The sequence below is a fragment of the Geobacter sp. SVR genome (assembly GCF_016865365.1).
Classification (GTDB): Bacteria; Desulfobacterota; Desulfuromonadia; order Geobacterales; family Pseudopelobacteraceae; genus Pelotalea.
On record NZ_AP024469.1, the window covers coordinates 1,327,285 to 1,341,873 of the forward strand.

Annotated in this window: 11 protein-coding genes; 8 read left to right on the forward strand and 3 right to left on the reverse strand. The window is 61.5% G+C overall.

Annotated elements, in window-relative coordinates; translation table 11 throughout:
* Positions 1-239 precede the first annotated feature (239 nt).
* Genes GSVR_RS06035 through GSVR_RS06045 form a run of 3 tightly spaced genes read right to left on the reverse strand, consistent with a single transcriptional unit; the run spans position 240 to position 6,180 of the window.
* Entirely contained in the window at positions 240-1,691 is a 1,452-nt protein-coding gene (locus tag GSVR_RS06035; RefSeq protein WP_173202250.1) for an efflux transporter outer membrane subunit, read from the reverse strand.
* Positions 1,684-4,887: an efflux RND transporter permease subunit gene (locus GSVR_RS06040; protein WP_173202251.1), complete on the reverse strand. Its 3,204-nt coding sequence runs from the start codon at positions 4,885-4,887 to the stop codon at positions 1,684-1,686. Before GSVR_RS06040 ends, GSVR_RS06035 begins: the two co-directional genes overlap by 8 nt.
* 3 nt (positions 4,888-4,890) lie before the next feature.
* Positions 4,891-6,180 carry an efflux RND transporter periplasmic adaptor subunit gene (locus GSVR_RS06045; protein ID WP_203978818.1) on the reverse strand — a complete coding sequence of 430 codons (1,290 nt, stop codon included), beginning with the start codon at positions 6,178-6,180 and terminating at the stop codon, positions 4,891-4,893.
* Positions 6,181-6,572: 392 nt separating this feature from the next.
* Here GSVR_RS06045 and GSVR_RS06050 point away from each other — a divergent pair, with 392 nt between their 5' ends.
* The 8 genes from GSVR_RS06050 to ydiK all read left to right on the forward strand — a co-directional run bounded on the left by GSVR_RS06050 (position 6,573) and on the right by ydiK (position 14,580).
* Positions 6,573-8,219 (forward strand): sigma-54-dependent Fis family transcriptional regulator, encoded by a 1,647-nt coding sequence (locus tag GSVR_RS06050; protein ID WP_239077469.1) that lies wholly within the window; start codon positions 6,573-6,575, stop codon positions 8,217-8,219.
* Between the two features lie 129 nt (positions 8,220-8,348).
* A complete protein-coding gene (locus GSVR_RS06055) occupies positions 8,349-8,690 on the forward strand; it encodes a putative quinol monooxygenase (RefSeq protein ID WP_173202253.1) in 342 nt (113 codons plus the stop codon).
* Positions 8,691-8,859: 169 nt separating this feature from the next.
* Entirely contained in the window at positions 8,860-9,990 is a 1,131-nt protein-coding gene (locus GSVR_RS06060) for an ABC transporter permease (protein ID WP_173202254.1), read from the forward strand.
* Positions 9,987-10,778, forward strand: a complete 792-nt coding sequence (locus GSVR_RS06065; protein ID WP_239077470.1) for an ABC transporter ATP-binding protein — start codon at positions 9,987-9,989, stop codon at positions 10,776-10,778. The genes GSVR_RS06060 and GSVR_RS06065 overlap by 4 nt, the downstream gene beginning before the upstream one ends.
* 36 nt (positions 10,779-10,814) lie before the next feature.
* Positions 10,815-11,807: an MlaD family protein gene (locus GSVR_RS06070; RefSeq protein WP_173202255.1), complete on the forward strand. Its 993-nt coding sequence runs from the start codon at positions 10,815-10,817 to the stop codon at positions 11,805-11,807.
* A 1-nt stretch (position 11,808) separates the two neighbouring features.
* Entirely contained in the window at positions 11,809-12,429 is a 621-nt protein-coding gene (locus tag GSVR_RS06075) for a membrane integrity-associated transporter subunit PqiC (protein WP_173202256.1), read from the forward strand.
* A 17-nt stretch (positions 12,430-12,446) separates the two neighbouring features.
* A complete protein-coding gene (locus GSVR_RS06080; RefSeq protein WP_173202257.1) occupies positions 12,447-13,424 on the forward strand; it encodes a response regulator in 978 nt (325 codons plus the stop codon).
* Positions 13,425-13,482: 58 nt separating this feature from the next.
* On the forward strand, positions 13,483-14,580 hold the full coding sequence (ydiK, locus tag GSVR_RS06085; protein WP_173202258.1) for an AI-2E family transporter YdiK: 1,098 nt from the start codon (positions 13,483-13,485) through the stop codon (positions 14,578-14,580).
* Positions 14,581-14,589: the final 9 nt, after the last annotated feature.

Genomic DNA, 14,589 nt, shown 5'->3' on the forward strand with positions numbered 1-14,589 from the left:
GAGTTCATAAAAAAACTGACAACCAAAGCCTTGGAACGCAGATAAAATCTGAAAACGGCTGGATAAAAACGGATTTCAAAAACAAAAATGGGTTGATCAGCCTTTATCCATTCAATCCGCCTTTTCCGCGTTCCATTACCTTTGACTTTTCCTGTTTGGTTCCGGCTATGCCGGCTTAGGTTTCCTCTGTGTTCTCTGTGCCCTCTGTGGCTGGCAGACTTTATGGTTCCTGTTCTGGCTCATTTCTGACTCGTGGTCTGCGGTGGGGTTACCGGTTGGCCGCCTGCTCCGGTCAGCTTGTCCGCCTCCGTTACCCAGCCCCCACCCATGGCCTTGTACAGGTTGACGTAGGAGACCAGCAGCGATGCCCGCAGCTGGGTGAGGTTGAGTTCTGAGGGGAATAACTGCTGCTGGGCGTTGAGGACCGTGAGGTAGGCCGCGTAACCCTCGTCGTACAGCAGTCTGGCCAGGCGCTCGTATTCCCGGTTGGCCGCCACCAGCCGTTCCTGGGCCTGGATCTGGCCGATCAGCTTCTCGCGGATGATCAGCGCATTCTCCACATCGGCAAAGGCCCCCTGAATGGCCGCCTCGTAGCCGATCAGCGCTGCCTGTTCGGCCGCTTCGGCCTGCCGCACCTGGCCCGAGATCGCTCCAGCGGTGAAGATGGGCCCGGTGAACGATCCGGCAAAGCTCCAGATCCTGGACGGGCCCTGGAAGAGATCGGAGAGGTGAGTGCTCTCGAAGCCGAAGGAACCGGTCAGGGAGATGGTCGGGAAGTAGAGTGCCCTGGCCGCGCCGATGCGGGCGTTGGCGGCAATCAGGTTCTGCTCGGCCTGGAGCAGGTCCGGCCGGCGCTCCAGGAGCTGCGAAGGCAGACCGGACGGAACGGCGGGGAAGCCGAACTCGGTGATCGCTTTTCCTCGCGGGATGGGGCCGGGGTTGCGCCCCAGGAGAATCGACAGGGCGTTTTCGGTCTGTACGATCTGCGATTCGAACTGGGGGATCAGGGCCGCTGCGGTTTCGTACTGGGTCAGGGCCTGTTCCACGACCATCCGGGAGATCAGTCCGTACTGGAACTGCAGCTCGTACAGCTTGACAGAATCCTGATAGGTAACCAGATCGCGCCGGGCAATGGCCAGCTGCTCGTCCAGCCCGCGCAGTTGCATGTAGGTGCCCGCCACCGAAGAGACCAGGGTCAGGATCGCACCGCGCCGCGCCTCCCCGGAGGCGAGCAGTTCTGCCCGGGCTGCCTCGGTGAGGCGTCTGGTGCGCCCCCACAGGTCCAGCTCCCAATTGACACCGCCGAACAGCTGCAGGGTGGTGAATGGATTGGAGATCCCCGGAGTGGCTGTGACGCCATTTTCACTGATGCGCTGCCGGGAGGCATTACCTCCGTAGGTCACCTGGGGGAAAAGTGGGGCGCGGGTCTGGGTGAGCACGCCGGCGGCCGCCTCGATGTTGGCGGCGGCAATCCTGACGCTCTTGTTGTTGGCCAGGGCCTCGGCAATCAGCCCGTCAAGCACCGGGTCCTGGAAACGCCGCCACCACTCGGTATCGGAGGCCTCCTCGGCTTCCTTGGACTGGTACTGGAAGCTCAACGGTATGTCCAGGGGGGGGCGTTTGTAATCGGGGCCGATCATGCAGCCCCCGGTGCACAATGCCAGCAGGGTTGTCGCGAGAGCTCTACGCATGGCGGTCCCCCTCTTCTATCGCGACATGTTCCGTGGGCGCACCCCCGTGCCCGGCAACCGCTCCCCCTGGCGGCACATGGCCGCCGGCATCCTTGCGGTGCCCCAGCTTTTCCACCACGTAGAAAGTGACCGGGATCAGGAAAATGGCAATGAAGGAGGCGGCCAGCATGCCGCCGATGACGGTGATGCCCATGACCTGGCGGGAGATGGCGCCCGCGCCGCTGGCAATGGCCAACGGCACGCAGCCGAGGATGAAGGCGAAGGAGGTCATCAGGATCGGCCTCAGGCGCAGGCGTGCTCCTTCCAGGGTGGCGTCCGCCAGGGGCTTGCCCTTCTCGTATTCCAGCTTGGCGAACTCCACGATCAGGATGGCGTTCTTGGCTGCCAGGCCGATCAGCATGACCAGGCCGATCTGGGCATAGATGTTGTTCTCGAAGGAGCGGAACAGCAGGCCTGCAAAAGCTCCGGCCACGGCCACCGGAGTCCCCAGGAGCACCGAGAAGGGGAGCGACCAGCTTTCGTACTGGGCTGCCAGGATCAGGAAGACGCACAGAAACGAGAAGGCGAAGATCGCCATCGGCGATATCCCCTTCTGGGCCTTCTGTTCCTGAAACGACATGCCGCTGTAGTCGAAGCCCATCTCCCGCGGCATGGTCTGGGCAAAGACCTCTTCCAGAGCCTTCATGGCCTGGGCCGAGCTGACCCCCGCGGCCGCCGTGGCGTTGATCTGGGCCGAGCGGTAGAGGTTGTAGCGCATGGTGAATTCAGGGCCGACCAGGCTGTGGGTCGAGGTCAGCGCCGCCAGCGGCACCGCCTGTCCTTCGCTGTTGCGCACATAGAACTGGCCGATGTTCTCGATATTTGTACGGTAATCCCCCTCGGCCTGGAGGAATACCTGCCACTGCCGGCCAAACTTGTTGAAGTAGTTGATGAAGCCGCTCCCCATGAAGCATTGCAGGACCTTGTAGACATCGGCCACATTAACCCCCTGCTTCAGGGCCTTGTCCCGGTCGACATCGACGAAGAGCTGCGGTACGGTCGGCGTGAAGGTCGTGGTGACCCGGGAAAATTCGGGACGCTTTGCGGCAGCTTCCAGAAACTTCTGCACGTTCTCCGCGAGGAAGGCGACATCCTTGCCGGCCCGGTCCTGCAGAATGAAGGTCACCCCTCCGGAGGTGCCGACCCCCATGATGGCCGGCGGCGGGAAGGCAAAACCGACGGCTCCCGGCAGTCCCGCCATCTTGCGGGAGATGGAGGCCTTGATCGCCTCGTACTTCTCTTCCGGCTTCTCCCGTTTGGCCCATTCCTCCAGGGAAATGAAGAAGAAGGCGCTGTAGGTGTTCTGTACCTGGCTCAGCATGCTGTAGCCGATGATCGACGAAACGTATTTGACCCCCGGGGTCTTCATGATGAGCTCTTCGGCCTGCCGGGCGACCTCGCTGGTGCGCTGCAGCGAGGAGGCATTGGGCAGCTGGATGCCGGCAAAGATGAAGCCCTGGTCCTCATCGGGGAGGAAGCCGGTTGGAATGCTCTTGCCGGCTATCCCGGCCAGGACCGTCACGGCAAGCAGCAGGAGCAGGCTGGTCTTGCTCTTCCTGATGGCCATGCCGCAGAGGGATACGTAGCCGTTGGTGGCCCGGCCGAAGACCCGGTTGAACCAGTCGTAGAACTTCTGCAGCGGGCCGGTCCCCCGTTTCTTGGGCTTCAGCAGCAGAGCGCAGAGGGCAGGGGAGAGGGAAAGGGCGTTGAAGGCGGAGAAGATGACCGACACGGCAATGGTGACCGCGAACTGCTGGTAGAGCTGGCCGGTGATCCCGGGTATGAAAGCGGTCGGCACGAAGACTGCCGCCAGGATGATGGCGATGGCGATGACCGGACCCGATACCTCCTCCATGGCCTTCAACGAGGCATCCCTGGGCGAGAGGCCATGCTCGATGTGGTGCTCCACCGCCTCGACCACAACAATGGCATCGTCCACAACCAGGCCGATGGCCAGCACGATGCCGAAGAGCGAAAGGGTGTTGATGGAAAAGCCGAGCAGCGGGAAGAGCACGAAGGTGCCCACCAGCGAAACCGGCACCGCCAGCAGCGGAATCAGTGTTGCCCGCCATCCCTGCAGAAAGATGAAGACCACCAGGATCACCAGTACCAGTGCCTCGACAAAGGTGTGCTCGATCTCCTTCATTCCTTCGGTCACGGCCAGGGTGGTGTCCAGCGCCACGGTGTAGTCCAGGTCCGGAGGGAAACGCTGCTTGAGATCGGCCATCAGTTTCTTGGTGCCTTCGGCCGCATCCAGCGCGTTGGTTCCCGGCATCTGGTAGAGGGCGATCAGCGCGCAGGGTTTGCCGTTCAGCCTTCCTTCCAGGTTGTAGGTCTGTGCCCCCAGCTCGATGCGGGCCACGTCCCTGACCCGCACGATGGAGCCGTTCGGGTTGGCGCGCACCACGATGTCGCCGAACTCCTGTTCGCTCTGCAGGCGTCCCTGGGAGCGCACGGAATAGGTGAATTCCTGCCCCTTGGGCACCGGCTGGGCCCCGACCTGCCCGGAGGGGTTGACCGTGTTCTGGGCCTTGACCGCATTCATGATCTCCGGGATGGTGATGTTGAGCTTGGCCAGCTGGTCGGGCCTGACCCACAGCCGCATGGCGTATTGCCCGGCGCCGAAGACGGTGACACTGGCGATCCCCTTGATGCGGGTCATCTGGTCGTTGATGTTGATGTAGCTGTAGTTGGCGAGGAAGATGTTGTCGTAGGTGCCGTTGGGGGAGTAGAGGGCGAACATGATCAGCGGTGACGAGGTGGATTTCGCCACCGTAACTCCGTAGTCGACCACGTCCCGCGGCAGCTGGGGCTCGGCCTGTCCTTCGCGCATCTGGGCCAGGATCTGGTCGGTGTTGGCGTTGGTCCCCAGCTCGAAGTAGTTGTACAGGGTCATCATGCCGTTGTTGGTGTTGATGGAATACATGTAGTCCAGGTTGTCCACGCCTGACATCTGCTGCTCGATGGGGGTGGCCACCGACTGTTCCACGGTCTGCGCGTCAGCACCGGTATAGGTGGCGTTGACCTGGATCGCCGGAGGGACGATGTCGGGGAACTGGGCGATGGGGAGCCGTGCCATGGCCACCAGACCCAGGATCACCATCAGGATCGAGATCACCATGGCCACAATGGGGCGGTTGATAAAGAACCTGGACATGGTTTACCTCTTTTCGGGCGCCGGCGCTGCCGGTTTTGGCGCCGGTCCGGCAGGGCCCGGTTGTGCCGGTTGTGGCGCCTGTGACGGTTGTACCGGCTGTGCGGGCTGTCCTTGTTGTCCCGGTTGGGCGTCTGCCTTCTCGGGAGTATATGGTTTCGGTGTCACGGTCATGCCCGGCTTCACCTTCTGGGTCCCCTCGGCCACAACGTTTTCGCCGGGCTTCAGCCCCTCCTCGACCACCCAGTCCGAGCCGATCCGGTCCGCGACCTTGACCGCACGGACCTCAGCCTTGTTGTCGGCTCCCACCACCGCCACCATGGGTTTTCCCTGCATATCGGTCACGGCCCGCTGGGGAATCAGCAGCGCTCCCTTCCTGACTGACATGACGGCCCGCACCAGGGCATAGCCCCCGGGACGCAGCCGGTTGCCGGGGTTGGGGAAGAGCGATCCCACCCTGAGCGTGCCGGTGGTGGGGTCGATCTGGCGGTCGGCCAGAACCAGGTGCCCTTTGTAGGGATAGACGCTGCCGTCGGCCAGGACCAGCTCCAGCGGTATCTTCTCCGGATTCTGGTCCTCCTCCCCCCTGACCTTCAGATACTCCCGCTCGCTGACGCTGATGTAGGCCTTGATGGGATTGACCGTGGAGACGGAGGTCAATTCGTTCGGCATGTCCGGACTTACCAGGTCCCCCAGCTGGGCCTTGGCGATTCCGGGAATGCCGTCGACCGGGGAGGTGATTTTGGTGAATCCCAGGTTCAGCCTGGCCTCTTCGACCGCTGCCCGGGCCGCTTCCACCGAGGACCTCGTGGAAAGCTCCATGCCGGTGGCGTCATCCAGGTCCTTGCGGCTGACCGCGTTCTGTTCCGCCAGAGGCTTGATGCGGGCCAGATTCGCCTTGGCGGTGTCATGGCGGGCCTGCTGCTGTGCCAGCTGCGCCTGGGCCTGGTCGAGGGCGGCCTTGAAGGTGCGGGGGTCGATCAGAAAGAGCGTCTGCCCCTTTTTGACGAACTGCCCCTCATGGTAGTTCTGCTTGATGAGATAACCGGTCACCTGGGGCCGGATAACGGCATTGACGGAGCCATCCAGGGAGCCGACCCACTCCTTCCGGACCGGAACATCCTTCTGGGTAACGGGTACCACCTCCACTGTCGGCGGGGGGGGCGGCGCTTCTTTCTTCTTCTGTTGGCAACCGCTTCCCAGCCCTGCGGCAAGGCATATCGCGACCACGGCGACAATTTGCTCCGCAGCCGGAAACCAGCGCCCTCCGATCCGGAAGATCCTGATCTTTTTCATGGTATCCCCCTCTGCTCAGGCAGTGACCGGTGAACGGTGTTTTCGCTTCGGATGCAGTCTGTTCACGTGTCCTGCGATTTTTGTCATTCGGCAAGCTGCTGACCTTTGCTTAAAACTATCAAATTACATGCCATGCATCCTTATGCCGGGTAACTGCCGGTAATTGGGAAGCTTACGACCACGAAGGGGGCGGGAGCGGATATCCGGGGGACGACATGTCGTCTCCGGGTCGAGTTACCGACTTGACAAGCGGTGAAAGTATTATTTACTCAAGATGTCAGCCATGGCTGTTATTGATTTAATTTTAATTAGTTACGGCGTTGTGGGCCCTGCTCCGGGACACGTCGAAGCAGGCGGGGGGCACCAATCCGGGAATCGGGATGAGGGGATGCATGAGCAGGTCAGCCTTGCGGATCACGACGGAAAATGACTCGACAGCCGGTACCTTTCCGCTGCCGGTACCGGAAGGGCTGACGCCGTTGCAACGGCCGCAGTTCGAGCAACTCATCTCCGATCTTTCGGTCAGATTCATCAACGTGACGTCAGGCGAGGTGGACCGGGAGATTATCGCTGCCCTGGGGCAGGTCCGGGAGATGTTCCGCTTCGACGGTTTCTGCCTGATTTCTCTTTCGACGGGAAAGCGTGAGGTGATGTTCACCCATTCCTCGTATGCCGAGGGGGTCCACCCGATCCAGGAGAAGGTGGATATCAGTCTGCTGTTTCCCTGGGCAAAGGCGAACCTGCTCCGCGGGGAGGCGGTCTGCTTCGCTTCTCCGGAGGACCTGCCCGAAGAGGCCGTGGTTGACCGCCAGAGCTGGCAGGCACTGGGGATCAGGGGGGGCGTCATTGTTCCGGTCCTGGTGGCCGGATCGGTAGAATATCTCATTGTCGCCTCCCTCGTCCGCGTCTCCTGTCTGATCGACAAGGGGCTTTTTCCGCGGTTGCGCCTGCTGGGCGAGATCTTTGCCAATGCCCTGGTGCGCTGCAGTGTGAAGGCGGAACAGCGGGAATCCTGGGCAGAAATTCAACGGATGAAGGAGAAGCTGCAGCCGGAAGGGGAATATCTCCAGTCCGAAACCGTATTTTCCCAGCGTCACGAGGAGATCATCGGTCAGAGCGGCGCCCTTGCCAAGACCCTGGTGCTGACGGAGCAGGTGGCACCTACCGATTCCACGGTGCTGATCTGCGGCGAAACCGGCACCGGCAAGGAACTTATCGCCCGGGCGATACACAAGCTCGGTCCGCGCCGGAACAAGCTCATGGTAAAGGTCAATTGCGCATCGCTGCCGACCGCCTTGGTGGAGAGCGAACTGTTCGGCCGGGAAAAAGGGGCCTACACCGGCGCCCTGACGCGGCAGGCCGGGCGTTTCGAATCGGCCGACGGCGGCACGATCTTTCTCGACGAAATCGCCGAGATGTCGCTGGAACTTCAAGCAAAACTCCTGCGGGTGCTGCAGGAGGGGCAGTTTGAACGGCTGGGGAGCACCAAGACAATGCAGGTGGATGTACGGGTCATCGCTGCCACCAACCGCAATCTGGCCGAAGAGGTGAAGCGGGGCAACTTCAGGGAAGATCTCTACTATCGCCTGAATGTCTTTCAGATCCATATGCCGCCGCTCCGCGAACGGCTCGAGGATATCCCCCTGCTGGTGTGGGCCTTTGTTGACGAATTCGCCGAAAAGATGGGGAAGAAGATCAACAAGGTTTCCAAACAGGACATGGAAGCCCTGCAGCGCTACGCCTGGCCGGGAAACGTCCGTGAGCTGCGGAACGTGATCGAACATGCGGTCATCGTAAGTTCCGGCGACAGACTGCAGGTGCGGCTGCCGGAAAATACCCCCCAGGAACCTTCCGGCATACTGACACTGGAAGAGCACGAAATCCGGCACATCAGGGAAGCCCTGCGTCTTACCGGCTGGCGGATCAAGGGCGAGGCCGGGGCCGCCAAGCTGCTCGGGCTCAATCCCTCCACCCTGTATTCACGGATGCAGAAGTTGGGTATCAGTCATCGCCAAGCCAAAGACGAGATCTCGCACTAAAGTCGAAATTCCGTCCCCCCTGTTCCGTCCCTCCCTTTTCCCTTCCCCTGCGCTTTTCCTTAACCAGTTGATTACGTTGCAGCTTGTCGCGTTTTACGGCGTTGGCACAGATTTGGGAAGAGTCAGGGCATGCTCCTGTCAAAAGTGAAAATATCTCCGGTTGCAGGAAAGCGGCAGGAGATCCTCGACATCCTGCAATCGGTGCGGGGTCCGACCCTGGCGGCATCCGGATGCCTTGAGAGCAGCATCTTCGAGGAGCATGACGACGAGTTTTCCATTGTTTACATGGAGGAGTGGCAATCACGGGCGGAAATGATCGTCCATATCCGCTCGCCCCTTTATTCCCGGGTGCTCAAGGCAATGGAGCTTTCCGGACGGCAGCCGGAGATCCGTTTTTATGATGTTTCCGCTACCGAAGGGCTGGATCTGATCGAGTGTGCGCGTTCCTCGATTTCGGAAGTCCGGCAGTAGGCTGCTAGATTTTGACACAAAACGATACTTAATGACGCTGTATGACACTTATGGATACAAAACGACGCTGAAGGTCGGGCTCCCTGTCTCGCAGAGTTTTCCGGTGCCGAAGAAGGGGCGGGGGATGCAGATCTGTTGCGAAGATCTTTCGGGATAGCAGGGCGTGACAATGAAGCCGAGCGAACTGACAATCGAAAGGAGTCCGGAGGGAGCGGTTCTGCTGACGCTGGCCGGCGACTGGAGGCTGGGCAACACTCTCCCTGCTCCGGATGGCGTGCTTGCCGCACCAACCCCGGGAGAGCGGATGCGGCGCCTTGCCTTCGATACCGGCAGCCTGGCGGGATGGGACAGCGGGTTGCTGATATTCCTGGCAAGACTGTTCGAGATCGGCCGCCGTGACGGCCTCGATATCGATCAATCCGGACTGCCGGCAGGGGTGCGAAGGCTCCTGGACCTGGCATCTCCCGCGAACCAGCGGACAGGAGTGACACGGGGAGGGGAACGGCCGCCGTTCCTGGCGCGAGTGGGGGGCATGACTCTGGACTGGATCGAGGGGGGCAGGGAACTGCTGGAGTTCATCGGAGAGGCGACCCGGGCGTTTTTCAGGATGCTGCGGGGCAAGGCCTCCTTCCGGCGGCTGGACCTGCTGGTCACCATACAGGAGACCGGAGCCCAGGCGCTTCCCATCGTAACCCTGATCAGCCTCCTGGTCGGGATGATCCTGGCCTTTGTGGCGGCCATCCAGCTGAAGCTGTTCGGGGCGCAGATCTATGTGGCCGATGTGGTCGGAATCGGCATCGTGCGGGTCATGGGGGCCATCATGACCGGCATCATCATGTCCGGACGGACCGGCGCCGCCTTTGCCGCCCAGCTCGGCACCATGCAGGTCAACGAGGAGATCGATGCCCTGGAGACTCTCGGTTTCTCGCCGGTGGAGTTCCTGGTGCTGCCCAGGATGCTGGCCCTGATGCTGATGATGCCGCTCCTGTGCGTTTATGCCGATCTGATGGGCATCATGGGGGGCATGACCGTGGGGGTGGGGATGCTCGGCATCGGCGTTGTCGAGTATATCAACGAATCCAAGAACGCCTTGAACCTGTCCCATTTCCTGGTCGGCCTGTTCCACAGCTTTGTTTTCGGCATCCTGGTGGCGGTGTTCGGATGCCTGCGCGGCATCCAGTGTGAGCGGAGCGCTTCGGCGGTCGGCTATGCAGCCACCTCGGCGGTGGTGACGAGCATTGTCGGCATTGTGGTGGCCACCCTGATCATCACCCTTTCCTGCCAGGTGCTGGGGATATGAACATGCCGGCGGACGGGAGGGCACACGCAGAACAGGCCGCCATAGAGGTGGTGGGACTGGAGATGTCCTACGGCAGCTTCGTGCTGATGCGGGACCTCACCTTCACCGTCAGGCGGGGGGACATATTCATCATCATGGGGGGGAGCGGCAGCGGCAAGAGTACCCTCCTGAAACACCTGGTGGGGCTCAAGAGCCCGAGCAGGGGGCAGGTGGTCTACGGCGGGGTCAGCTATTGGGAGGCAGAGGCGGAGGAGCAGGAGCAGCTCAAGCGGCGTTTCGGCATTCTGTTCCAGAGCGGGGCGCTGTGGAGCTCCATGACCCTGGCGGAGAACATCGCCCTGCCGCTGGAACAGTACACCAAGCTCCCGCCTGCGCAGATCAGGGAGCTGGTGTCGTTCAAGCTGGCGCTGGTGGGGTTGGGGGGCTTCGAGGAGTTCTATCCCTCGGAGCTCAGCGGCGGCATGAAAAAGAGGGCCGGGCTGGCACGGGCCATGGCCCTCGATCCGGACCTGCTCTTTTTCGACGAGCCCTCGGCCGGTCTCGACCCGATCAGCGCCCGGCTGCTGGACGACCTGATCATCGAGCTGAGGGACAGCCTCGGCACGACCATTGTGGTGGTAACGCACGAACTGGCGAGCATCTTCGCCATCGGCAGCAATTCGATCTTTCTCGACCCGGATCGTAAAACGATGACCGCCTCCGGCGATCCGAAGCGTCTTCTCGCGGAATCGCCGGACCCGAAGGTCATCAGCTTTCTGACACGCGGAGAGGGGGAGCGGCAGCGGTAAACTGCCCCGCAATCCCATGAAGGAACGGAGATCCTGATGAGCACCAAGGTGAGCAAAACGGCAATCGGAGCGTTCGTCCTCGGAGCCATCGTCCTGCTGGTGGCCGGGGTGCTGGTGTTCGGGGGCGGCCAGCTTTTCGTTACAAAGCACACCTATATCACCTACTTCGACGGCTCCGTAAAAGGGCTGAACGTGGGGTCTCCCGTCATGTTTCGCGGGGTAAAGGTCGGATCGGTGGACAATATCAGCATTGTGGCCGACCCGGCCAAGAGGCAACTGAGGATCCCGGTAGTATTCACCCTGGAACCGGCAAAGGTTCAGGGAACCAAGGCCGAGTTCCGGAGGGACCCGAATGCCATCGAAAAGGCGGTCAAGGAATTCGGCCTCAGGACCCAGCTCCAGTCACTGAGTTTCCTCACCGGCCAGTTGATGGTGGCCCTCGACTTTTTTCCGGATAAACCAGCCGTGTACGTGGGGCTGAACAAGGAGTATCCCGAGATCCCCAGCGTGCCGATGCCGCTCGAGCAACTGCAGAAAACCTTCGAGGAGCTCCCCTTGAAGGAGCTGGTGAAAAACCTGAACGAGACGATCATCGGAATCGATCAGCTGGTCAAGTCCGTCAATGCGAGAAAGACCATGCAGGGCATCGAGGCGGTCATACGGGATGTTCAGACACTCATACGGCATGTCGACGAGCAGGTCACTCCCCTGGTCGAGGGGCTGAACAGAACCACCGGGGCTGCAGAAACGGCGCTCAACGAAACCGGGGAGACCATGGCCGCCGCCAGGGGGGGCATCAACGAACTGGTGGAGGCAGGAAAGAGCACCCTCGAATCGGCCCGGGCAACCCTGGAGCAATCGCAGCAGACCCTGCGGACCTATTCCGGTGATTCCCAGCTGGTCTACGAGATCAACAAGACCCTGCGCGATCTGTCCGCCACGGTCCGCTCGTTCAAGAACCTCTCCGATTATCTTGAGCGCCACCCGGAGTCGCTGCTGCGAGGCAAGCCCGCTCCCAAAGGAGAATGAGATGAGAAGCAGACCCCTTCCCTCGCGGATATCCGGTGCGCTCGCCATCCTTCTGGTTCTGGCAGGTTGTGCGAGTTCTCCGCCGTCGCGGTTTTATACGCTCCCCCCTCTCAGTCTCCAGGGGGAAAAACCTGCCGCTGCGGCGCATCCTGTTTCGGTCAGCATTGCGCCGGTCGAGATACCCGATTACCTGGACCATCCCCAGATCGTGACGCGGGACGGCCCGAACAAGCTGAAGCTGGCGGAATTCGACCGCTGGGCCGGCTCCCTCTCCGACAACATGGCTGCTGTGCTGGCGGAAAATCTCGGGTTGCTGCTCGGATCGGATGAGGTCTTTACCGCCCCGCGACTGCGGTCCGAACGGGCCGATTTTTCCGTGGCCATGCGGGTGCTCCGGCTCGACTGCGTACCGGGCGAGCAGGTGCTTTTCAGGGCGCAGTGGACACTGTCCGGGGGGATGGAGAGAAAGGATGTCGTTACGCGTGTCATGACCTTTACCAGGCGATTGGGCGACAAAAGTTTCGATACGATGGTTGCGGCTGTGGGGCAGATCCTGGAACAGGCCAGCCGCGAAATCGCCCGCGAGATACCGGCTAAGCCCAAGGGGGATGCTGCTCGATGAGGATCGACAACAGGTCAATGACTTTACTGCATGTGGAGGATGATCCCCTGCTGGCGCGACTGGTCAAGGCCTCTTTTGCCGGGTTCGGGTTTTACGGCACGATGCTGACGGCAGGGGGGGTGGACGAAGCGCTGGACCTGCTGGACGCCCGTGCGCGAAACCGCGAGCCGGTGGACCTGATCCTGGTGGACATGCAGCTTCCCGACGGCACCGGATTGGATGTTATCCGCGAAGTCAAGGGGGACCCCTCCTGGAGCATGGTGCCGGTCATCGTCCTGTCCAACGAGTCTGCCGAAGGGATGGTGAACGGAGCCTATGCATTGGGTGCCAACTGCTACATGCCCAAAATACCGAAGCCCGACAGCTCTCTCAGCACTGTCCAGGCCCTTTACAAGTGCTGGCTCGAAGCGCCTCATCTGCCCCAGCAGCGCCGCCGGGACCGTTTCCGGGACGCCTTGCACAGGGCGGTGCACCTCCGGGCACGGACTTCCGACTTCTATCTCGGTCTGGCCCAGGTCTTTGCGGCGGATCAGGATGAAATGCGGTTCTGGCTCGACAGCTCCCTGAACGAGGGGAACATGTCGAATCTGATGGCCTTTTTCCGGAATACGCTCGGTGAAGGCGAGGTGTCAGCCGCCATTGTCGAGCGGCTGGTCGCCATGCAGATCAGGGTCAGAAAGGCTTTGACGGCGGCACGCGTGCGCCTGCGGCGCAATCCTGCTCCCAGTCCCGGGGAGGCCTGCCTCTGGGCTCTGGATGTTGTGGATGCATTGGATGAGCAGACCGGCGCGGAGGTGTTGGGCTGCCTGTTCCCGAAAGGCCCCTCCGCCATCATCGCCATCAAGGGACGGGCAGCCTCCCAGCTCAGGAATCTGGCGCAGCACGTCATGAAAACGGTGGAGAACGGGGAGCTGCATCAAAGGGCCCAAGCGCTGCTCGGCTGGGGCGAGCGTCTGGAAGCCGAGCTGAAGACCGCGGCGGCTTCATCCGCATAACCGGCCGGGGCGGCATGCAGAAGCGCCGGTCCGGAACAATGAACAGAGAGTGAAAACGATGACGACCAAAGCCCCTGGCACGGATGTGGTACGTACGACCCTGGCGGTGCTGTTCATAGGCATCCTCATCGCCGTCAGTTCCTGGGTACTGCGCCCATTTCTCTCGGCCCTGGTCTGGGCGACCATGATCGTGGTCACTACCTGGCCGCTGATGCTCGGCGTCCAGAAGCTGCTGCGGGACAAACGTGCACTTGCCGTCACCGTCATGACCGCGGTGCTGCTGCTGGTGTTCATCATTCCCTTCACCATCGCCATTGTCGCTATCATCGATCGCTCCGACGAGATCATCGCTTGGTCGAAATCATTCGGCACCCTGTCAGTGCCCCCTCCACCGGAATGGGTTGAAAAGCTGCCTCTGGTCGGATCGAAAATAGCCGCCCGCTGGCAGCGCATCTCCATGGCCGGAGCGGCGGAGTTGAACGAGCGTCTCGCTCCCTACGCGGAAAAGGTGGCCAGCTGGCTGCTTGCGCAGGTGGGAAGCGTCATGATGATGATCGTTCAATTCCTGTTGACCGTGATCATCAGCGCCGTGCTCTTTGCAAACGGCGAAAAGGCTGCCGAAGGGGTCTGCCTTTTTGCCCGCCGGCTTGGCGGACGGCATGGCGAAGATGCCGCCATTCTCGCAGCCAGGGCTGTCCGCGCCGTTGCACTGGGGGTTGTCGGCACCGCACTGATCCAGTCGCTTCTGGGGGGGCTCGGCCTGGTTCTCTCCGGCGTGCCTGCTGCAGCCCTGCTGACGGCGGTCATGTTCATTCTCTGCGTGGCCCAGATCGGGCCGGGACTGGTGCTGATACCGGTCGTGGTGTGGCTTTTCTGGAAAGATCAGACCCTGTGGGGCTCGATCATGATCGTCTGGACGATCGTGGCCGGCACGATCGATAACATCATCCGCCCGTTTCTCATCAAGAGGGGGGCCGACCTGCCGCTGCTGCTCATTTTTGCAGGCGTGATCGGAGGGCTGATCGCCTTCGGGGTTATCGGCCTGTTCATCGGGCCGGTGATGCTGGCCGTGACCTACACCCTGCTGGAGGCGTGGGTCCTGCGGATCGAACTGGACGATGAACGTGCCCAACAGGAAGAGCGCCCCGTGGAATAAAAGGGGACG